At 44.0% G+C, this 21,176-nt stretch carries 20 protein-coding genes; 19 read left to right on the top strand and 1 reads right to left on the bottom strand.

The features are described 5' to 3' along the window. Positions 1-13 precede the first annotated feature (13 nt). The 11 genes from OM416_RS16770 (at position 14) to OM416_RS16720 (ending at position 12,408) form a co-directional block, all read left to right on the top strand. The gene (locus OM416_RS16770) at positions 14-1,630 is read left to right on the top strand and encodes a xylulokinase (RefSeq protein WP_264931300.1); all 1,617 of its coding nucleotides are present in this window, start codon (positions 14-16) and stop codon (positions 1,628-1,630) included. 1 nt (position 1,631) lies between these two features. Then, positions 1,632-2,327 carry an L-ribulose-5-phosphate 4-epimerase gene (locus OM416_RS16765; RefSeq protein WP_036611813.1) on the top strand — a complete coding sequence of 232 codons (696 nt, stop codon included), beginning with the start codon at positions 1,632-1,634 and terminating at the stop codon, positions 2,325-2,327. Positions 2,328-2,599: 272 nt separating this feature from the next. Beyond that, the gene (araA, locus tag OM416_RS16760) at positions 2,600-4,018 is read left to right on the top strand and encodes an L-arabinose isomerase (protein ID WP_017691494.1); all 1,419 of its coding nucleotides are present in this window, start codon (positions 2,600-2,602) and stop codon (positions 4,016-4,018) included. Between the two features lie 160 nt (positions 4,019-4,178). Next, on the top strand, positions 4,179-4,949 hold the full coding sequence (locus OM416_RS16755) for an AAC(3) family N-acetyltransferase (protein WP_264931294.1): 771 nt from the start codon (positions 4,179-4,181) through the stop codon (positions 4,947-4,949). Between the two features lie 336 nt (positions 4,950-5,285). Further along, positions 5,286-6,980 carry a diguanylate cyclase gene (locus OM416_RS16750; protein ID WP_264931292.1) on the top strand — a complete coding sequence of 565 codons (1,695 nt, stop codon included), beginning with the start codon at positions 5,286-5,288 and terminating at the stop codon, positions 6,978-6,980. Positions 6,981-7,197: 217 nt separating this feature from the next. Beyond that, complete coding sequence (locus OM416_RS16745; protein WP_264931289.1) at positions 7,198-7,662, top strand: NUDIX hydrolase; 465 nt, start codon at positions 7,198-7,200, stop codon at positions 7,660-7,662. A 100-nt stretch (positions 7,663-7,762) separates the two neighbouring features. Further along, entirely contained in the window at positions 7,763-8,113 is a 351-nt protein-coding gene (locus tag OM416_RS16740; protein WP_264931287.1) for a hypothetical protein, read from the top strand. Between the two features lies 1 nt (position 8,114). Continuing rightward, positions 8,115-9,461 (top strand): nucleoside 2-deoxyribosyltransferase, encoded by a 1,347-nt coding sequence (locus tag OM416_RS16735; protein ID WP_264931283.1) that lies wholly within the window; start codon positions 8,115-8,117, stop codon positions 9,459-9,461. Continuing rightward, positions 9,448-10,068: a 7-cyano-7-deazaguanine synthase gene (locus tag OM416_RS16730; RefSeq protein ID WP_264931281.1), complete on the top strand. Its 621-nt coding sequence runs from the start codon at positions 9,448-9,450 to the stop codon at positions 10,066-10,068. Before OM416_RS16735 ends, OM416_RS16730 begins: the two co-directional genes overlap by 14 nt. A 167-nt stretch (positions 10,069-10,235) precedes the next feature. Then, entirely contained in the window at positions 10,236-11,660 is a 1,425-nt protein-coding gene (gene dgt, locus OM416_RS16725; RefSeq protein WP_264931279.1) for a dGTP triphosphohydrolase, read from the top strand. A 28-nt stretch (positions 11,661-11,688) separates the two neighbouring features. Next, on the top strand, positions 11,689-12,408 hold the full coding sequence (locus tag OM416_RS16720) for a hypothetical protein (protein ID WP_264931277.1): 720 nt from the start codon (positions 11,689-11,691) through the stop codon (positions 12,406-12,408). A 136-nt stretch (positions 12,409-12,544) separates the two neighbouring features. On the opposite strand, the gene OM416_RS16715 is transcribed toward OM416_RS16720, so the two are convergent. Then, positions 12,545-12,892: a helix-turn-helix domain-containing protein gene (locus OM416_RS16715; protein ID WP_264931275.1), complete on the bottom strand. Its 348-nt coding sequence runs from the start codon at positions 12,890-12,892 to the stop codon at positions 12,545-12,547. Positions 12,893-13,110: 218 nt separating this feature from the next. Here OM416_RS16715 and OM416_RS16710 point away from each other — a divergent pair, with 218 nt between their 5' ends. The 8 genes from OM416_RS16710 (at position 13,111) to OM416_RS16675 (ending at position 21,025) form a co-directional block, all read left to right on the top strand. Beyond that, complete coding sequence (locus OM416_RS16710; protein WP_264931273.1) at positions 13,111-13,914, top strand: DNA-binding protein; 804 nt, start codon at positions 13,111-13,113, stop codon at positions 13,912-13,914. A gap of 185 nt (positions 13,915-14,099) precedes the next feature. Next, positions 14,100-15,293: a WXG100 family type VII secretion target gene (locus OM416_RS16705; protein ID WP_264931271.1), complete on the top strand. Its 1,194-nt coding sequence runs from the start codon at positions 14,100-14,102 to the stop codon at positions 15,291-15,293. Further along, entirely contained in the window at positions 15,293-15,622 is a 330-nt protein-coding gene (locus tag OM416_RS16700) for a hypothetical protein (RefSeq protein WP_215077141.1), read from the top strand. Before OM416_RS16705 ends, OM416_RS16700 begins: the two co-directional genes overlap by 1 nt. Positions 15,623-15,911: 289 nt before the next feature. Next, positions 15,912-17,462 (top strand): nickel ABC transporter substrate-binding protein, encoded by a 1,551-nt coding sequence (nikA, locus tag OM416_RS16695; RefSeq protein ID WP_264931267.1) that lies wholly within the window; start codon positions 15,912-15,914, stop codon positions 17,460-17,462. Next, positions 17,462-18,409: a nickel ABC transporter permease gene (gene nikB / locus OM416_RS16690; RefSeq protein WP_264931265.1), complete on the top strand. Its 948-nt coding sequence runs from the start codon at positions 17,462-17,464 to the stop codon at positions 18,407-18,409. Before nikA ends, nikB begins: the two co-directional genes overlap by 1 nt. Next, positions 18,406-19,260, top strand: a complete 855-nt coding sequence (gene nikC / locus OM416_RS16685; RefSeq protein ID WP_264931263.1) for a nickel transporter permease — start codon at positions 18,406-18,408, stop codon at positions 19,258-19,260. Before nikB ends, nikC begins: the two co-directional genes overlap by 4 nt. After that, on the top strand, positions 19,257-20,054 hold the full coding sequence (locus tag OM416_RS16680; RefSeq protein WP_264931262.1) for an ABC transporter ATP-binding protein: 798 nt from the start codon (positions 19,257-19,259) through the stop codon (positions 20,052-20,054). Before nikC ends, OM416_RS16680 begins: the two co-directional genes overlap by 4 nt. After that, positions 20,054-21,025 carry a dipeptide/oligopeptide/nickel ABC transporter ATP-binding protein gene (locus tag OM416_RS16675; protein WP_319951916.1) on the top strand — a complete coding sequence of 324 codons (972 nt, stop codon included), beginning with the start codon at positions 20,054-20,056 and terminating at the stop codon, positions 21,023-21,025. The genes OM416_RS16680 and OM416_RS16675 overlap by 1 nt, the downstream gene beginning before the upstream one ends. Positions 21,026-21,176: the final 151 nt, after the last annotated feature.

Raw genomic sequence — 21,176 nt, 5'->3', positions numbered from 1 at the left:
GATACACGTGATTATGAGTCAACTGGACTTGAAAGAAGCTATTACCAAGGGCGCTACTTCGCTCGGAATTGAATTTGGATCAACGCGGATTAAGGCGGTGTTGATTGACGAGCGTTTTGAGACCATCGCATCAGGCAGTTATGAATGGGAGAACCTCCTGAAAGATGGATATTGGACGTACAACCAGGAGGATATCATCACAGGTCTGCAAACCGCTTATCGTGAGATGAAGCAAGATGTGGAACAGCAATACGGTATTACGCTGCGAACGGTCGGTTCTATCGGATTCTCGGCCATGATGCACGGATATATCGCATTGGATAGCGCGGGTGAACTGCTGGTACCTTTCCGCACTTGGCGTAACGCTACGACGGGAGCAGCTGCAAGGGAGCTAACGGATCTTCTGCAGTTCAATATTCCTGAACGTTGGAGCATTGCCCACTTGTATCAAGCAATTTTGAACGAAGAGGCGCATGTGCCACAGATCGATCACCTGACAACTCTGGCTGGATACATCCATTGGTTGCTGACGGGCAATAAGGCGATTGGGATCGGCGATGCTTCAGGCATTTTCCCAATAGACGAGTCTACACATAACTATCACCCATCCATGATCCAACAGTTCGACGAACAGATCGCAGGCAAAGGTTATCCGTGGAAAGTCGAGGACCTTCTGCCCAAGGTATATCTCGCTGGTGAGAATGCAGGTGCATTGACGGAAGCGGGAGCCAAGTTGCTCGACCCTTCACAAGATCTGCAAGCAGGCATTCCGCTCTGCCCGCCAGAAGGCGATGCCGGAACGGGTATGGTGGCAACGAATAGCGTGCGAAAACGTACGGGGAACATCTCCGTCGGCACATCCGTATTTGCGATGATCGTACTGGAGAAGGAATTGTCCAAAGTGTATCCCGAGATCGATATGGTCACCACGCCGGATGGCAGTCCAGTAGGGATGGTGCATGCCAACAACTGTTCCAGTGATATCAACGCATGGGTTGGACTGTTCCGTGAATTCTCTCAAGCGATGGGATATGAAGTGGATAACGCCAAGTTGTTTAGCGTGTTGTTTAACAAGGCTTTGGAGGCAGACCCAGATGGTGGCGGCTTGCTCAGCTACGGTTACTACTCAGGCGAGAACATTACGGGACTTGAGAAAGGCCGTCCATTGTTCGTCCGCTCCCCAGAAAGTAACTTCAATCTGGCAAACTTCATGCGGACACATCTGTTCAGTGCATTCGGTGCACTCAAACTCGGTATGGACATTTTGACGGAGGAAGAGAATGTGGCGATTGACAGCATTTTGGCTCACGGTGGCCTGTTCAAAACGCCTGTCGTCGGGCAACGGATTGTAGCTGCTGCGATGAACGTACCGGTGTCGGTAATGTCTACCGCTGGTGAAGGCGGCGCATGGGGCATGGCGCTTCTGGCCTCGTACATGATCAACAAGGATCAAGAGGAGAGCCTGGATATGTTCCTGGAGCAGAAGGTCTTCAACGATGTTGAGGGAGTGGAAGTGGCACCGGATGCATCGGATGTAAAAGGGTTTGAAGCATTTATCGAACGCTATCGGAGTGGGCTCACGATTGAGCAATCAGCCGTAGATCATCTGGTAGAGAACGGGAGGGAATAACATGTTAGAACAACTGAAAGAAGAGGTATTCCAGGCAAATCTGGAACTGCCCAAGCATGGACTTGTGAAATTCACATGGGGTAACGTCAGCGCAATTGATCGGGAAAGCGGTCTGTTCGTGATCAAACCAAGTGGCGTCAGCTACGATACGATGAAAGCAAGCGACATGGTTGTGGTTGATCTGGACGGTAACGTGGTGGAGGGAGAAATGAGACCTTCCTCAGATACCGCAACACATGCCGTACTATATAAGCATTACTCGGAAATTGGTGGCATCGTGCACACACACTCCACATGGGCGACTATCTGGGCGCAAGCCGGACTGGACGTACCTGTAATGGGAACCACACATGCGGACACGTTCTATGGAGCAGTGCCTTGTGCACGTTTCCTGAATCAGGACGAGGTTGATCGTGGATACGAAGCGGAGACGGGACGCGTCATTATTGAAACGTTTGAACAGCGTGGCATTGATGTTATGGCTGTTCCAGCAGTATTGCTCCATGGTCATGCACCGTTTACGTGGGGGAAAGATGCCAAGTCTGCGGTGGTGAACAGTGTCGTGCTGGAGGAAGTGTGCAAAATGAACCTGTACGCGCGGCAATTGAATAACTTCGCGAAGGAACTGCCACAAGGCATTTTGGATAAACACTATCTGCGAAAACACGGAAAAGACGCATATTACGGACAGAAGTAATTAGGTTATAACAGTGACTGGAAGCATGTTCTGGCTTACAAGTGGTTTGGTGTGGGAATGACTTGTTCAACTATACTTTTTACACGATAACGGAGAAGACAGAAGAAAGCTGGAGAAGCGGAGCGTTCGCGTTTATCAACGGATTTTCCCTTTAAAAAAGGGATTCAAAAAAATCCGGGGATAACCAGCGATCGAAAGATTATTCTGGCTGCGCAGTGTGCTAGTGTAAACCCATTGGTTCAACTATAAAATAATGAAATGAGGATGATTATATGTCAGCAGCAAAAGAATTCTGGTTTGTCGTCGGTTCACAGCACTTGTACGGAGAAGAAGCACTGGGCGAAGTAAAAGCTAACGCACAGAAAATCACGGATGCCCTTAATGCCAGCGGCGTACTGCCATACCCGCTCGTATTGCAGGATCTGGCGGTAAGCGCAGATAAAATCACGAGTACGATGAAGGAAGTTAACTATCGCGATGAAGTAGCAGGTGTCATCACATGGATGCATACATTCTCCCCGGCGAAAATGTGGATTCGTGGTACGAAATTGCTGCAAAAACCTTTGCTTCACTTGGCAACCCAATTCAATGAAAGCATTCCGTGGGCAACCATCGATATGGACTTCATGAACCTGAACCAAGCGGCACACGGTGACCGTGAATATGGCTTCATTAATGCCCGTCTGAGAAAACAAAATAAAATCGTTGTTGGTTACTGGGAGCGCCCAGAAGTGCAACAGCAGGTCGCTGACTGGATGGACGTAGCGGTGGCTTATAATGAAAGCTTTAACATCAAAGTTGCTCGTTTCGGTGATAACATGCGTAACGTGGGCGTAACCGAAGGGGATAAAGTAGAAGCACAGATCCAATTTGGATGGACGGTTGATTACTTTGGCATCGGCGACCTCGTGCAATACGTGAACGCTGTAACAGAGCAGGAAATCGATGATCTGATCGCTCAGTATGGAGACCTCTACGAATTCGATTATGGCACGAACAGCAAGGAAGCTTGGGAAGCAAGCGTACGTGTACAAGCGAGTTATGAAATTGCCATTAAACGTTTCCTGGACGAAGGTGGTTATAGTGCCTTCACTACAAACTTCGAAGATCTGCATGGCATGAAACAACTTCCGGGTCTGGCTGTACAACGCCTGATGGCTCAAGGGTACGGATTTGCCGGTGAGGGTGACTGGAAAACGGCTGCGCTGGATCGCTTGCTGAAAATCATGGCTCATAACGAGAACACGGGCTTCATGGAAGATTACACATACGAGATGGCCGCTGGACAGGAAGCGATCCTGCAATCTCACATGCTTGAAGTAGATCCGACACTTGCCAGCACGAAACCAAGAATCATCGTGTCCCCACTGGGTATTGGCGATCGTGAAGATCCGGCACGTCTCGTATTCGATGGCAAAGCAGGCGAAGGTGTCGTGGTATCCATGGCAGATTTCGGTACCCACTACAAACTGCTGATCAACGAAGTATCTGCATTTGAGCCAACCGTTCCAGCTCCTAACCTGCCGGTAGCGCGTGTTCTGTGGAGCGTTAAGCCGAACTTCCAAGATGGAGTGAAAGCATGGATCGAAAATGGTGGTGGTCACCATACGGTTGTATCCTTGAACCTGACCACAGACCAGATCGTGACGTATGCGAAGCTGGTGAACCTGGAGTACGTTATTATTAAGTAAAAGTGGATTGGCAGCTACTGCCTGAACTCATACAAATTCTTTCTCTGCGGCCGGGGGTTAACCCTCGGCCCTTTGTTTGTTATGCTGAGAAGCATGATGTGAAGCTGAGCAAGGATTTGCTTTTACATAGAGATGGGATAAGAAATGGAGGAGGATAGATATGTACACAAAAGAAAGCTTGATGCAGCAACTAGAGCAGCTTAATGTTGATGGGCAAGGCACGTTGCTCATTCACTCTTCAATGAAGAGTTTAGGCGAGGTTGAAGGTGGAGCGGATACGGTGTTGGATGCTTTTACCGACTATATGAAAGAGGGATTGTTAGTGCTTCCCACTCATACGTGGTCTACCATTAATGCGGATAACCCAGTGTTTTACGTGGAAACTTCTTCCTGTTGCGTGGGTATTCTTCCTGAACTTTTTCGTAAACGTCCGGGCGTGGTTCGTTCGTGGCACCCTACACACTCGGTAGCGGCACTGGGAAGGGACGCAGTGGCATTTACGAAGGACGATCATCTCTTCGATACACCGTGTGCGAGAGGTTCGGCATGGGGGAAACTGTTAGATCGGAAAGCGACGATCTTGTTAGTAGGCGTTGACTTGAAGCGGAATACATTTATCCATGGGGTCGAAGAGTGGGTGGACATCCCTGGCAGAATGACGGACGAGCATGAGATGCTGTATACGGTTTTACCAGATGGAAGCCAAATTTCGGTACCGTCTCGCAGACATTGCGGATTGCCATGGTCGGAGCATTTCTGGAAAGTAGACGAGGTACTTGTTCGCGAAGGCGCGATGCGTAAAGGACAACTTGGGGATGCGGTTGTAAGAGTGTGTGATGCGGCTAAGACAGCAGAGGTAATCACGGAGATGCTCAAGCATAACCCCGATCTATTCACGGATAATCTCCCTCTGGATGAAGTAAACGAATGATACAAAGAGCCGTCCGGTAGCCGGATGGCTTAATACGACCACCTGATGATAGCTGAATAACTCCCGAGCAGATGATTTTCCTCTCCTGTTTGTACTCCAAACCTTCAAAAGCATTCATAAATCATCAGAAATAGATCAGGATTTCGATCAGAGGTTGGTCGGACTTCCAGTGTATGGGCTACTCACCCTTAGGGTGGTGTGATAAGATATGGTTAAATTAACCAATAAGTATGGCGTAGAAGAATTGTATAGGTGTTTATTGAAGTTATATATAAGTATCACATAGAATCATGAACAACCACGTTGTCATTGTAGCATCTAAGAAGGAGAAGATTCGTGAACCCATTAGTATGGTATGATCTCTTTTTATTTGTCCTATTGTTCGGTGTAGGTGTATATGTGTTTGCTACGGTTAGAATTACGAACTTACATAAGGTGTACTTTTTATTCCATGGGTTGATGATGCTCTGGCCTTTCTGTCAATTTGCGAGTACGCTCACGGATGATTCCGGTCTGCAATTGTTCTACGTTACCTTATCTTTCGTTGCGGTCTCCTTGCTTGGGAGCGGGTGGCTTCTACTGACGATCTTTATTACCGGGTATTCAGAGCGTCTGAGTGCAAAAGGAACCTTCTTGCTATTTGTCCCTGCGGTGATCGGGGCTATAGGTGTGGTCGCTAATCCATGGAACGAGTTCGTGATTCCACTGGAGGGCGGGTACATCGAGCGGGATTACGGCCTTTGGTTCTGGGTTGTGATGACTATTCTGGTGAGCTATTTCTTGACTTCTCTCGTGGTTCTATTCCGGGCCGTGTATTCTTCGCAGACGTCTGCCATGATCAAAAAACAGGTGAGAATCACCCTGTTGGGCATCCTGGTCTTGGCTGTCTTTGCAACGATTGATGCGATTCTGAATGTCGTTCTAGCCCGCTGGTTGCCAATCATTCCTGGTATGACTTCGCTGGGGATCTTTCTGTCGGACCTGTTCTTTGTCTATGTGATCAAAAGATACAATGTGTTCGATCTGGTCTCCATCGCCCATGAGGATGTGATCAATACCATTCCATATGGCATCCTGGTACTGGATGAGAATGAAGTCATTGTTGAAGCGAACAAAGCCTCTCGATCCTTTATGGATCTGCATGTGGGGGATTCTTTTGATATGGAAGCCTTTCTGGAGTCTGTTCATGTTGTGGGCAGCTGTCGGGAGTTCGTGAATCACTATAAGAAAAAAGAAAATACCCTCTCTCACATTGAAGTGATCGTGGAGCGGGACAACAATATCCGGCACTATATCCTGCAATCTTCTCCGATTGTGGATTCGGCTCTTGTGCCGATCGGTCATATTCTCACGTTCCAGGATGTCTCGCAGGAGCGCTTCTATGTGAAAGAGATGAATCGGCAGAACGAGACGCTTCAGGAGCGAAATCAGGCGCTAGATTTGATACGTCAGGAGTTATCCGAGGCCAATCGCAAACTGGAGGAACTCGCCCTGACGGACAGTTTAACCAACTGTTACAACCGTCGTTATCTGACCCAACATCTGAATCATGAGGTCATTACCAATATTCAATACAAAACACCATTCTCACTCCTGCTGCTCGATATCGACTACTTCAAAGCGATCAATGATCGCTATGGACATGTCATCGGGGATGAAGTGCTCGTTCGCACGGCGGAGGCGGTTAAACAATCCATTCGCAGTACCGATATCCTGACGCGTTATGGCGGGGAGGAGTTCATGATCTACCTTCCGCACACGGAGCATGATCTGGCGAACCAGATCGCGGAGCGCGTGAGATTAGCGGTGGAGTCCAACCGCATTATGGTGGATCACGAGATTACGCAGGTGTCGATTACGATTAGTATTGGGATTCTATCCTTTGAGGACTTTGAAGTTGTGCATGTACCGGACAACCCGGAGGGGTATTTGACTCAGCTGTTCGCTGCGGTGGATAAGGCCTTGTATCAGGCGAAGCAGAATGGGCGTAATCGGATTGAGTTTGCCGCGTTTGAGCGGGGAGTTGTATGAATTGCCAAGAGCGGGCTACTTCACGAGCATGAAGGATATATTAAGGGGCTTGAAAACCTACAAGGTATAAAATTTCCAATATTTGATTTTTTAATAAAAAACATATAATAGACGTAAAAAATAAATATAATTGTAATGAAGCATATGTTCTCTTTAAGACTCATAAGCAATTTGTTATCTTAGTAGCGGGGGCCTTATCTGTAGATGGGGTGATTATATGGGAAGTATTTTTACATTGTGTATTATAAGAGATGATGACAAGGTTCTCTTTCAAAAGAGATACAAAAGTCCCTTTAAAGGCTATTGGAATGCACCAGGAGGCAAAGTCGAGATACAAGAGTCCCCCAAGGAGGCGTGCATTCGGGAAGTTTATGAAGAGACAGGAATTAGCTTGAATAGTATTAAATTTCGTGGAGTAATGACAGTATCTGATACCACAAAAAAGATAGATACAGAGGTGTTAATGTTATTTGAATCTAATAGCTTTCAAGGAGAATTAATTTCATCTAATGAAGGCGAAGTTGATTGGATTGAACTTGATAGAATTTATGAAAGTAGTATAGTTCCTGAAAGTATGACATATCTTCTTCCATATATAACTGATTACGAGGGAATTATCACAGGAAAACTAGTCTATAACAGACAAACGCTTGAAATATGCGATATTTCTTTACAAAGCTAAAGACTACAACTGTAGTCTTTATTTTTTTGCAATAAAAGGGAGGATTTTGTATTTATTTGTCTAATATAAAAGTAGTAATTTAGTACTAAGGAGGTTTACTATGGGAAGCTCTGGAACAGGCTCATTTGGCGATTTAAAAGCACCTAGTAATAAGGAGTTGTGTTTAAGAGAAATTAGAGAGGTATTATTGGAAGAGGTATCATTATCCCAATACTATAATAACCAAAGAAAAGTGCCGGATAAAGATTATCCTGTAGAAGTAGGTGGTTCAACAATTAATGGTAGATTAGTTGTGATCAGCTCAGAAAACCATGAAATTGTAGGGTACATACCTAGTAGATTCAGTTATCTTTTAGGTTGTATGAAAAAAGGACACAAATATACAGGTAGTGTTATTTTCAGTACAGAATCTCCAATACCTAGAATTATGGTAAATCTGGATGCACAATAATATGAAATTTTTACTTATTGGTGAGGTTTATACTGATGTCCACTTGCATTCGTATGAAGAGGATAAGAATATTTTACGACTAGGAGGTATATTTCATAGTGCAAGAGCACTGCATGCCCATTCAGTTGAATATTCTTTAGCATATATTTCTCCAAGCTATTTAAAGGCGAGTATTTCCAAGTGGGCTCAACAATTGTGTGCTACATCTTTGTATCACGTGGGCGAGATTAATGGATGTCCAAATGTGATTTTTATATCTGATTCTGTAGAAGCGGGAGATCAAGGATATAACGATATATTATATAAGCAATTTGAAACAGAGATGTCTAATGAATTGATTGATAGAGCATTTAACTCAGAATTACCTACAGATATCATTCTGTATCCTGGCAAATTTTCAATGGACTATTTGATCTCAAATATACAAAATTATTCATATAGACTTCATATAGATTGCCAGTATGGTGTAGATCAGGTGATAGAATTGCTGGAAAAGGGCATAGAAATAGAAACTTTTATAATATCTACATCTTCCAAGTATTTTCAAGATATTTGTTCAGGTAGTAGTGCGGTATTAGCTACACTTGTCGATACTGGAAAAGTTAAATCTGTATTACTGAAGGAGAATAGAGGAGGAGCTAGATATTATAGGGATTCTATTTGGACTGGTACACCTGCATATCCCATGGTTACAGCCCATTCTGTAGGTGTAGGGGACTGCTTTAACTCAGCTTTTTTATCATATTTTTATGCAGAGAAAGATGTACAAATTTCACTTAGAAATGCCTCTTATTCAGCTGCGTGGTACGCCAGCACATGGAAGCATGAAGAGTATTGTGAAATGATAAATAATTTACCTAGTGAGAATGAAATTAAAGAGTTAAAAGGAATACAGTTAAGCTGGGAAACTAGAAAAAAACAACATGTCTATATTGCTGCTCCAGATTTTCCGGATGTTGATACTTTATGGGTTGATAAACTATATGAGGCCCTACAATATCATAATTTTTCCCCACACAGACCAATACAAGAGAATGGTCTAATTAATGGTGTAGAACCTGATTTTCAACAGCTTGAGGTATATAACAAAGATATATTATTGCTCGAAAAATGTTCTGTTTTAGTTGCAGTATTACTAAATGATGATCCTGGTACCTATGTAGAAATAGGGTGGATGGCTGCAAAAGGAAAACCAACGATACTTTTTGACCCATCAATGGCAGCAAGAAATTTATTCTTAAGAAAAACAGTCAGTAGGATTTGCTTTACACTTGGTGAGGTTATTGATGCGATTTATGAATATACTTACGTTCAAGCTGAAAGTGGTGAAAAAGATGTACAAATATGATGCTCTTTTAATGGCTTCTGGTGGATTAGATTCAACTGTGATGGCTTATTGGTTAAAATCACAAGGAAAAAAGGTACTTCCTCTATTTATTGATTATGGACAGCATTTTTTGAAACGGGAGTACGACACTCTACTTCAGGTTATTCCTAATGATTATAAGGATTCAATTCGAGTTGTACGAATCGGCGATATTTATAATTCGTCAAAATCAAGCATGATAAAAGAACCTGATTTGTGGAAGGATGACATTACTGCAGAGAATCTTTACTTGCCTTATAGAAATTTATTATTCTTATCTGTGGCAGCATCAGTAGCGCAATCTGAGAATATAACAGAAGTTTATTCTGCATTCATTAACTCTAATCACGCTAAAGAAATAGATTGTTCAAAAGATTTTTTTGATAAGTTAGGCAGTATGCTCGAAGAATATGGAACTGTAAGAATAAATATGCCATTTAGAGACTATTCAAAATCTGAAGTAGCGGATATTGGAATTAAACTTAAAGCGCCAATTTCTTTAACTTTTTCTTGTCAAGCAAATAGCCGTGTCCACTGTGGTGTATGTCCTAATTGCGTAGATAGATTAAGTGCTCTCAACAGCCTTTAGTTAGGAAATTTAGAGAAAAGTTCTTCTTTGTTAAGGATATAACTCCGGTCTCAATGTATTCTTTGACCATATTAAAGAATATCAATTGTTAAGTATACATCTTTAACTAATATGCTGTTATGCATGTGACATATCTTGAATAATTATGAATTTGGAGCTGAGGACATATGGCAAGATTAAGATGGGATAAATTATTAAATGGGAAGAGAATTAGAAGTTCAGAATCTTTATATACGAAAAAACACCGGAATGAGTTTGATAAGGACTATGAAAGAATTATTTATTCATCTTCACTACGTAGGCTACAGGATAAAGCTCAGGTGTTCCCTTTACAAACAAATGATTTTACTAGGACAAGGCTAACTCATTCTTTAGAAGTTGCCTCATTGGGAAGATCCATTGCTTGGGAAGTAGCCGTTTGGTTAATGGAAGATAAAAAAGTTTTAAGGGACTTTTGGCAAGCAAAACAATTAGCATCTTTAGTTGAAGTAACCTGTTTGGTTCATGATTTAGGAAACCCTGCATTCGGACATTATGGTGAGGATGTAATTAGAAATTGGTTTGAAAATTGGTTTGAAAGTGATTCGTATAAAGAAAGAGAAAAAGAATTTAATGATAGAGGATATGCTTCGTTAACAAATCAGCAAAAAAATGATTTTAAATTTTTTGAAGGTAATGCACAGGCAATTAGAATTTTATCGAAACTGCAGTTTTTAAATGACGAGCATGGAGCAAATTTTACATATGGATCTCTAGCAACTTTAATGAAGTATCCATGGTCCTCTGAACACGAATTAGCTAAAAAGAAGAAGAAGTTTGGATATTTCAATTCTGAAAAGAAATTATTTGAAATATTACAAAGTGAGGTTGGTATTGGACCGCATAGGCACCCCGCAACATATTTACTAGAAGCTGCAGATGATATTTCTTACCTAACAGCAGATATTGAGGATGGTGTGAAAAAAAAGTCAGTTCCTTGGGAAGAAATTTATACAGGTATTATATCTGATTTCCTCAAAGCTAATTATCATGATGAATATAAGCGTCTTGAAAAGTACAGAAAGAAATCTGTGGAAAATAAAGTTCCAAATAAGGAATTGGTGGATGTACAAAACTTCAAGGTAACTGCCCAGAATATTTTGATCAACGCAGTTGTCCAATCCTTTAAAGTAAACTATGATCTAATTATGGAAGGGGATTTTAGTGGAGATCTGTTAGAGAATTCCAAGGCAAAAGAACTGAAAGAAATTTTAACTAATATATCAATAAAATATTGTTATAAAAATACTGAAGTATTAACTCTTGAATTGGTTGGAGATAGAGTAATTACTGATCTGTTAAGCTTGTTTGTAGACGCAGTATTGAGTATTGGAGAGAAACCTCGTGCCAAACTTAGAGAAGAGAAAATTTTTCATTTGATTTCTGCTAATTTTAAGCATGTTCAGACATTAAAGGATGGAATACCATACTATGAGATTGGAAAGTTACCTTTGTACGATAGATTACTATTAGTTACCGATTTTATCTCAGGAATGACTGACTCATATGCTGTAAATTTGCATCAACAGCTATTAGGGGTTAAACTACCTTAGTATATAACTAATAAAAAAAGGTGATCACATGAACACCAATGTTCAAATTAAAAATCAAATAACTTTATTGCTAGAAGATTATATCGAAGCTAGTAATTTTATTACTTCATTGTCCGAAATAGGAGACCTTTTGTTTTTTGGAGGATCTATACGTGATTGCTATATTAATAGTGGGTATAATTCTTTACCAAGAGATTTTGATATAGCTATAAAATTTGATCCGGATTTAAATGATTCGAAATTTGACTTCACAAACTTAATAGAAAAATATTCTTATAGAAAGAATCGCTTTGGTGGATTCAAAGTCCTTATTGATAACATAGAATTTGATATTTGGGACATGAACAATACGTGGGCATTTAAAGAGAAAAAAGTTGTACCAAGTGAAGAAAATCTCACTAAAACTGTTTATCTCAATGTAGATGGTATTGTATATAACTATAATAAAGAAATACTATACTTTAATGAGTTAAATGAATCTTTAGAAAAAAAGGTAATTGATATTGTATTACAAGATAACCCCCAAAAGAAACTTAATTTACTCAGGGCTATGATTTTCAAGAAGAAGTATAGTCTTAATTATTCAGAACAACTCATTACTGAGTTTGAAAAATTAATAATATTAGAAGAAGAACATATAATTTCTGATCTTTATAAAATACAGATAGCTCACTATAAAGAATCAAGGCTGAGTTATGAGGATATTAAATATGAATTAACTACTATATCTTCTTTTAGATTAAATTAGAAGATGCCCACTCATATAAATTAAACCTGCCTATAATAGTGTATTGTTATGTATAAAGAATGAGTATTTCGGTACTGTAAATGATGTTAGATGAGCCTGAAAAATCAGGGCTCATCTTTTTTTATAAGTTATAAACTTAATATTTAATAACATTTTTGACTTCGCTTACAATCTTGTTAATAGATTTAATCTGGCTTGAATTTAGCTCACTGATCAAGATGATATATTCATCTACTGCTTTCTTCCGATCAATCTCTTCACCATGTTCAGCTAGAGGAAAATCAAATAAATTATGGGCAGAGACCTTTAAGCCGATAACTATCTTTTCCAATGTGTCTATTGAAAAATTTCTTTCTCCTCGCTCTACAGACCCGATGTATGCATCATCCAAGCCCGCAAGCTCTGCAAGTTGTTGTTGTGTCAAGCCTTTAGCTTTACGAATTGCCCTGATACGTTCACCAACCGAATTCCGTAATGTTGTCATAATAACCACCTCTCCTAAAGGTTAGGAGAGTATTGATGTAATTAGCAGAGATACAAAGGCGGTAAAAAATATTGAAATAACTGCAATTAAGTACTATATTTAATTTATTGTACTACTTCTTTGGAGTTTCTAAAAGCAAATCGAACAAAATGTTTTTTGTGACCGTAAAATTGACTTGTTTTAGTATCCCTAAACTTACATAGAAGGAGGAACTATCTTTGCGGAAATATATCCTAAAATCACTCAAACCTGACATCATTGTTGAAATGTTGGAGATGGCTGTGGCTTTTGAAAATTGGAACAAGGTGATGGAGAGGGCGGACATGTTATATCAATGTGTTGAGTCTATCCATGAAGAGCGGCAGGAGTATCAATCAAAGGGAGTGCCTGCACCACATATACACATCGAGCGGCCCTTGGTCTACTATTACGGGTTCAGTCACCTAATGCGGGGCATGGCTCACCAGAAGATGGGGCAGGTAGATCAGGCGCGAGCATGTATCGATCAATATGCAGAACTGGGATGGATGGAGGATTTGGATGAGGTAGGCATGCAAGTGGCGCAGGAGTTCAAGCATAAGGCACAGGTGAATCGGTATGCTCTTGAGATTGAAGCCGGGCAGGTGCAACTGCTGGAGGAGTTTGTGAACTTTTTGCTTGAGCATCCTGAGGAATGGTTAGCGGGTCTTAAAGTGATTACGGAAGCAGCAGTGCGGCATAGATGGCAGATTGATCGGGTATTACATGTGTTCGAGGATCAGATACAGGGTGTTGGCAGAGAAATGAATTCTTTAAACAACGATGATACGTACCATTACTTTTATCAGCGGGCTTTGTATGAACAGTGGATGGGAAGACCACAGGGGGCCGTGGAGTTCATTTTGAAGGCAATCAGGTTAGCGCATAAGCTTGGAATGGATCGGTATTTTATAAGGTGCACGGCATTGTTGGAATCATTGCGGGAAGAGGCGACGGTGGAGCAGATTGGGCGGTATCGGGTGATGTTGGAGGAAATGAAGTAGGAGAGGTATTTACTGAAAATGGTAGGATATGCCTTGAAGTGGGTATATGCATATAGGACCATAGCACCGATGAGGAGCACAGCTTGTGTTTTTACGTTGGTGAAATCAGGATGTTAGCCGGATAGTTTACATATTAAACTTCTGCTAACATAGGATAATCCTATTTCGAATGAGCGGAGAAACGTATGAGTACAATCAAAGTTACCCCTGAACAACTACATCATGTATCGAATCAGGTGGATCAAGCCAGACAACAGTTGGAGAGTATACGAAGTGATCTGACGAGACAGATCATGTTCGTTCAGATGATGTGGATGGGCGCGACGCAGGAGCGATTTTACTATGAGTTCGAGCAGTCACGACCTATACTGGATAAAGCGCTGGAGAGTATGGTGAATACATCCAAGGAATTGAAGGATATCGCCACGCGTTTCCAAGATGCAGATGCTCAGAAGGTAAGTCTGGGTGGTGCAATTGGAGCAGTAGGTGCCGCAGCTGTGATGACCAAATCAACAGGTGATTCAGGTTCGGGTGATAAGGGCTATCGGATGGCGCAAATCAATATGTTCGGTAAATTGGTATGGATGCCTGTCAACGAGAATGGTGTTGCGGATCAGGCTGCTCTTCAGGCTTATCAGAGGGATCAGGGAAATCTGGACTTTAATCGAATGCAAGCTGTGAACGTTGAACCGCCTGGGGAAGATATTTTTGCGTTACAGATCAAGGCGTTTGAGATGGGTATTCATCCTACTACGGGAGAGCCTGTATCAGATAAGTATGCTCAGATGATGGTGACCTCTCTGAAGTTTAGTCAGATATTCATGGCGATTCAGATGGTTCGTGGGAGCATGCCGGGTGGTAAAGGGCCTTATCGATTGCCAGCTTCTAATCCTGCTGTGGCGAAGATTAAGCAGCATATTGAGGCTGCAAAGGCGAAGAATGGCAAAGTGGTAGGGCCATCTTCTCCACTTCCAGTTAAGCAAGAGTCTTATAAAGAGGTTAACATTCATGGTAAGTTAAATAGTGAAATTGACGAGGTAGATTTAAAAAACAAAATAATATATGAGGATAAGTCGGCGAAGAAATTGTACATGGATAACCCCAATGTTCCGCAAACTGAAGAACAATGGGCACTTAAACAGATATTTAAAAAGGGTTCGAACAGAATAACAGCCCTTCAACAAACGGAAGTGAAACTGTCCAGTTCTGTTTCTCAAGATGTTCCCTTATTTGAGGATATAACGAACATTAGAAAGTATGTGTTCAGAATTGATGCAGATACTCCAAAGTTAAGGTCGGCAGTTCAAAATGAACTAAATAACTTAAAAACTAAATATCCGGATTACAATTTTTCAGCTGAATTTGGAGGGAAAGAATAATGTCCATAGGTCTATTTAGATATAACGGTGACATCAATGATCGGAATTCAGAGCTGACACTCAGTGAGAATATATCAACTCAAGATTTCTATGAAGAACATTGGGAGAAAGCAATACATGAATTAGGAATAACAATTATTCAAGATGGATCTGAGATAAATTATAGCCAATTAGAAGCTGCAATAGTTGAGTTAGCGCTTTTGAAGGAATGGTCAATAAAAAATTTGGATGGAAATGATTTAGAGTATATGAAGGGGAGAATTGAGAATCTACAAAAAGTGTTGCCTAATGCATTTATTAATGAAGACACGGTACTCTATATATTCTAGGTAAGATTTAAACCTTATGCACTAATGAAGGTAGGGGCTAGGTCACATTCGCTGGAAGGGCATGTAACTTTATATTAATCTCTCTTTTTACACAATTAGCGCAACAGAAATAAACCATAATTAAGCCCTCATATGTAACAAAAAACATGAAGAATCCGCTCTCATCCGAGAGTCGGATTTTTTCTCGTTCCATCACCAACATAACTCTTGTCAAAACGTAATCATTACGATATGATAATACTCATTGTTTAGATCATAATGATTACGATTAAGAGAGAGGGGCATTACCTTGAATAAAAAGACGCCACTGCTAGCGCTGGTCTCCTTGGCCTTGAGCGCTGGACTGTTGAGCGCCTGCGGATCATCTGAGTCCAGTCCCGCTGCGCAACCATCCACCGATAATAAAAATGTTCACTTCCTATATAACTTCTCCACGAGTTCGCTAGATCCACATGTGGATTCCAGCTATGTGCCGCTGCGCGCGGGCATTACGGAAACGCTGGTTCGTCTCGATGAAGAGAACTTGACGGTTGCTCCATGGCTCGCCGAGAGCTGGGAGAGCGAAGACGGTCAGCATTGGACGATCGACCTGCGAGATGATGTGACCTTCCAGAACGGCAAGCCAATGACGGGTGAATCCGTTAAGGCATCCCTTGAGCGGGCACTGGAAGAGAATGTAGCCATCCAGAACGCGCTGAAGATCGATACGATTGAAGCCGAGGGCGACAAGCTGGAGATCACTACAACTCAGCCGTTCCCGGAGTTCGCTTCGGAACTGGTGAATCCCAACACGGCGATTATCGACGTGAGTGAGCCGGACATTGTGAACAAGCCCATTGGTACGGGCCCGTTTAAACTGACTTCTTTTACCCCAGGCAGCAAGCTGGAACTGGATCGCTATGATGAATATTGGGACGGAGCATCGCCTCTGGATTCCATCACGTTCTCATTCAATGAAGATGCCAATGCCCGCACACTAGCGCTCAAATCTGGGCAGGTAGATATCGTATACCGTCCTGAAGTCGAGAGCCTCGAATCGCTCAAAGCGATGGACGGAATGAAGGTGGAGTCTACATCGACGTTCCGCGTGCATCAGCTAACGATGAACATGCAGCGGGAGAGTATGAAGGACCTCAATGTTCGTCGTGCGCTGGACGCGCTGATTGACCGTCAGGGCATCGTGGATACGATCCTGCTAGGATATGGCGAAGCTGCTATCGGCCCGTTCTTGCCATCGCTGCCATTCGCGCCAACCTATACGGATACAGCAACGGAATCCGGAGCTGATGTCGCTGTAAAATACCTCAACGAAGCAGGGTACACGCAGCAAAACGGCGTGATGACCAAGGACGGCAAACCGTTGCAGTTGACGCTGCTGACGTATTCGGCTCGTGCCGATCTGCCACTAATTGCTCAAGTGTTCCAATCTGATGCGAAGAAGATCGGTATCGACGTGCAGATTCGCCAGATTGACACGCCAGAAGATTATATGGCATCCAACCGTGACTGGGATATTGCGACGTACAGTAATTTGACGGCTCCGCGTGGGGATGCAGGCTATTACCTGAATGCAACATACCATCCGAAGGGTGCTCTTAACTTCAGCGGATCGGAAGATCCGGAGTTGACCAAGATCATCGACGAATTGAATCTCACAGTTGCACCGGAGAAACGCGCAGAACTTGCCGAGAAGGCAGCCAACTACGTGCATGACAACGTGCTGAACTCATTCGTGCTGCATCCAGGTACAATCGTTGCCTACAACGGTAAGAAGATCAAGAACTGGCTTACCACTCGCAGTGAATATTACATGATTACCAATAAGCTGGATGTGATGTAATGTTTCGCATTTTGCTTCGAAAGTTCCTGGAGGTATTTATCTTTTTGTTGTTCATTATGTTTGTGAGCTTTCTGTTCATTCGTCTGGCTCCCGGTGATCCGGTGCTGACGATCCTGAACGTGGACGAACTGTCTGTTAGTCAGGAGCAGGTCGAAGCTGTACGCGAAGAAATGGGCTTCAATGATTCGCTTCCTGTCCAGTTCGGCAACTGGTTGCTCGATTTCGTTCGACTCGACTTCGGCGTGTCGTATTCAACAGGCCAGCCTGTTATGCAGACCCTGATGCGTGCGCTGCCAGCTACGGCTGAACTGACGATTGGCGCACTTCTGGTCATGCTCGTTATAGCGATCCCGCTCGGCTCGCTATCAGCACTCCATCGTGGTAGTTGGATTGACCGCGGCAGCCGCATGCTCTCCATTGTGGGTGCCGCGGTGCCGAGCTTCTGGCTGGGTCTGATCCTGATCGACATGTTCGGCGTACGCTTTGGCAATCTGCCGACCATGGGCCGGGATGGATTCACCTCACTTATTCTGCCATCTCTGACGCTGGGACTTGCCATCTCCAGCGTTTATGTGCGTCTTTTGCGTTCCAGCCTGCTAGATTCACTCAGTCAGGAGTTCGTTCGGTCCGCCCGGGCAAGAGGGTTATCCGAAAGCCGGATCTTCATGCTACACGCGTTTCGGCATAGTCTTCCGCCTGTCATTACGGTATTTGGCGTAAGTCTCGGCAGCCTGATTGGCGGAGTTGTCGTGATTGAAGTGTTGTTCGCTTATCCGGGTATCGGCAAGCTCGTTGTCGACGCTATCCGTCAGCGTGATTATCCAACGATCCAGGGTTATATTCTGATCATGGCTATCGTGGTATTCCTCGTGAATACGGCGGTTGATCTATCTTATCGTTATTTGAATCCTGAAATGAAACTGAAGGAAAAGGAGGCCCACCGATGAAAACCACTTCCCTGCCCATTTCGCCTACAAAATCTAAAAAACATAGCTGGCAGGCGATCATTGGTCTGCTGTTTGCACTGCTTGTCATCGCGGCCTCCTTATATGCCTTTTTATACTTGAAACATGATCACACCTTAACGGATCTACGCGGACGATTGCAGGGCGCAAGTGCTCTTCATCCGTTCGGCACCGACCATCTAGGCCGCGATGTACTGACACGTCTGCTGCTTGGCGGCGGCCAAACACTGGGTTATAGCTTGCTGGCACTCGGTGCTGCATTGCTTATCGGCATTCCGTTTGGCTTGATTGCGGGTTACAAACGTGGCTGGGTCGATAAGTTGTTCATGCGAATCGCTGATGCTTTTCTCGCTTTTCCTGATACCATCGTGGCGATTGTGCTCAGTGGCCTGCTTGGCGCGGGAATCGGTAATCTGGTGTTAGCAATTGTGATCGTGAAGTGGGTCAGTTACGCCCGTCTCGTTCGGAGTACAGTTTTATCGGAGTCCCAAAAGGATTACATTCGCATCGCCCGGACCAACGGACTTTCGGATGGTCATATCATGAGAAAACATCTGCTTCCGCATATCGCAGGCCATGTGCTCGTGTTAGCCAGTCTTGATCTGGGCAAAATTATTCTGCTTATCTCATCGTTGTCCTACATCGGCCTTGGCGCACAGCCGCCAACACCTGAATGGGGTGCGATGCTGAATGACTCACGGCCTTACTTCCAGTCTCGGCCAGAGCTGATGATCTATCCTGGTCTCGCCATTGTCTCGGTAGTGCTGCTTGCGAACATGCTGGGCGACTATCTGCGAGACCGGTTTGACGTGAAGAAGGAGGTGCAGCCATGATTCTCTCCATTGAGGAATTGAGCATCTCCAGTCGGGATCGTACGATTGTAGATCAAGTCTCGCTGGCTGTTCGTGAAGGTGAATTCATGGCATTGGTTGGACAGAGCGGTAGCGGCAAAAGCTTGCTCTCGCAAGCGATTGGTCGTCTGCTGCCGACCAACCTGCATGCGTCGGGGCGAGTCATGTTCGAGGGCAGTAATCTGCTCGAACGGAAGCCAAAGGAGATGCGCGCCCTGCGGGGAAGCCGCATCTCGTATATTTTTCAAGACTATCAGGGAGCATTTACGCCATTTCGCAGCATTGGTGGGCACTTTGATGAATACCAGAAGGTACATGGGGAAAAGTCTTCTGCCATCCGCAAAAAACGGGCTGAGGAAGCGCTGGAATCGGTTGGCCTTGGCGCTGAATTGCTGCGTCGCTATCCGTTCCAGTTGAGCGGTGGGCAGCTTCAGCGGGCCTCGATTGCCACCTCGCTGATGCTCTCACCTCGTCTGCTGATCGCTGATGAAGCGACAACGGCACTGGACAGTGTGTCCGGGCATCGCGTGTTGGAGTTGCTGGCACGCAAACAAGCGGAGACAGGCTGTGCAATTCTATTTATCACACACGACTGGCGCCATGTACGTCGCTATGCTAGTCGCTTGGCTGTCATGAAGGAAGGGCAGATCGTTGAATCTGGCGGGAAGCATCGCATTCTCGATCATCCTCAGCATGAATACACGCGCCAGTTGATTGATGCGGCTCCCGTCCTGAGTCGCTCGCTGAAGTCGGGATTGAAGGAGGCAGGAACCTAATGATGAAGACGGCAAATGATGAACGCCGTGGAATCGTGCAGTCCGAAGAAGAATCTGATGTGCGAAGCCACCATTTTGCAAAAGACGTAAACCATGTAGACATAGATAATGCAGTCATAACGACTACAGATACAGATCTTGCAGATACAGATACGAATAAAAATACCGCCGGTTCAGATAATGCTTCATCTTCCAGTATCCTCAGCAATCCTGTGCTTCACGTGGAACATCTTAGCCGAACGTATGCAGGTGCAGACCGACCGGCTGTGAATGATATTTCCTTCGCCCTGAACCGTGGCGAGTGTCTTGGCCTGGTTGGTGAGAGTGGGTGCGGCAAGAGTACGCTCGCTCGCTGTCTGCTACGAATTGAAGATGCAGATAAGGGCTCGATTACACTGGGCGGACAGGATATCGCACGGCTGAGCGGCCGACGGTTGCGACCTCATCGCCGGAAGATTCAGATTGTTTTCCAGAACCCGATGGCTGCACTGAATCCAAAGCTCAAGATTGCCGATTCGCTAATCGATCCGTACGAACAGCTTGGACGGAACGCCGAGTTGTCCCACTTTACCTATACGTCGAAGGAGGCTTACGTCCAAAAGCTACTTGAAGCTGTTGAGCTTCCAAGCGATTTGGCTGGACGTTACCCCCATGAGCTAAGTGGTGGACAGCGTCAGCGTGTCACGATCGCACGTGCCATTGGTATTGAGCCGGACGTTGTCGTTCTGGATGAACCGACGGCCAGCCTGGACGTGATCTCGCAAGGTGCGGTTTTGCAGTTGCTCACCGATCTGCGGACATCGCTTGGTCTGTCATACGTGTTCATCTCGCATGATCTGGCTGCGGTACATCGCATGAGCCAGCGCATCATCGTCATGCGGGAAGGTCAGATCGTTGATCGCTTTGGCGCGGATGCGTTGTTCGCTGAAGAACGCCATCCGTATACGAAAGAATTAATTTCAATCTTCTGAGTACTCCCGGAAACGCCGGGGGTGTTAATCGTTGATTTTATATAAAAAGCCGCCTTACGAAGTGATTCGAGAGCGGCTTTTAGTGCATCCATTTGATCACCCAAGTCCCCCTAAAACCGGGCTCCTTTCTTTGTTTTGAACAAATATATCT

The sequence above is a fragment of the Paenibacillus sp. LS1 genome (assembly GCF_026013365.1).
Lineage (GTDB): Bacteria > Bacillota > Bacilli > Paenibacillales > Paenibacillaceae > Paenibacillus.
This window is presented reverse-complemented; position numbering and strand designations above follow the sequence as displayed.

Bases quoted from the DNA above. Each gene is read 5' to 3' on its own strand.
- OM416_RS16770 (WP_264931300.1), top strand. From the start codon at position 14: ATGAGTCAACTGGACTTGAAAGAAGCTATTACCAAGGGCGCTACTTCG.
- OM416_RS16765 (WP_036611813.1), top strand. From the start codon at position 1,632: ATGTTAGAACAACTGAAAGAAGAGGTATTCCAGGCAAATCTGGAACTG.
- araA (WP_017691494.1), top strand. From the start codon at position 2,600: ATGTCAGCAGCAAAAGAATTCTGGTTTGTCGTCGGTTCACAGCACTTG.
- OM416_RS16755 (WP_264931294.1), top strand. From the start codon at position 4,179: ATGTACACAAAAGAAAGCTTGATGCAGCAACTAGAGCAGCTTAATGTT.
- OM416_RS16745 (WP_264931289.1), top strand. From the start codon at position 7,198: ATGGGAAGTATTTTTACATTGTGTATTATAAGAGATGATGACAAGGTT.
- OM416_RS16740 (WP_264931287.1), top strand. From the start codon at position 7,763: ATGGGAAGCTCTGGAACAGGCTCATTTGGCGATTTAAAAGCACCTAGT.
- OM416_RS16735 (WP_264931283.1), top strand. From the start codon at position 8,115: ATGAAATTTTTACTTATTGGTGAGGTTTATACTGATGTCCACTTGCAT.
- OM416_RS16730 (WP_264931281.1), top strand. From the start codon at position 9,448: ATGTACAAATATGATGCTCTTTTAATGGCTTCTGGTGGATTAGATTCA.
- dgt (WP_264931279.1), top strand. From the start codon at position 10,236: ATGGCAAGATTAAGATGGGATAAATTATTAAATGGGAAGAGAATTAGA.
- OM416_RS16720 (WP_264931277.1), top strand. From the start codon at position 11,689: ATGAACACCAATGTTCAAATTAAAAATCAAATAACTTTATTGCTAGAA.
- OM416_RS16715 (WP_264931275.1), bottom strand. From the start codon at position 12,892: ATGACAACATTACGGAATTCGGTTGGTGAACGTATCAGGGCAATTCGT.
- OM416_RS16705 (WP_264931271.1), top strand. From the start codon at position 14,100: ATGAGTACAATCAAAGTTACCCCTGAACAACTACATCATGTATCGAAT.
- OM416_RS16700 (WP_215077141.1), top strand. From the start codon at position 15,293: ATGTCCATAGGTCTATTTAGATATAACGGTGACATCAATGATCGGAAT.
- nikB (WP_264931265.1), top strand. From the start codon at position 17,462: ATGTTTCGCATTTTGCTTCGAAAGTTCCTGGAGGTATTTATCTTTTTG.
- nikC (WP_264931263.1), top strand. From the start codon at position 18,406: ATGAAAACCACTTCCCTGCCCATTTCGCCTACAAAATCTAAAAAACAT.
- OM416_RS16680 (WP_264931262.1), top strand. From the start codon at position 19,257: ATGATTCTCTCCATTGAGGAATTGAGCATCTCCAGTCGGGATCGTACG.
- OM416_RS16675 (WP_319951916.1), top strand. From the start codon at position 20,054: ATGATGAAGACGGCAAATGATGAACGCCGTGGAATCGTGCAGTCCGAA.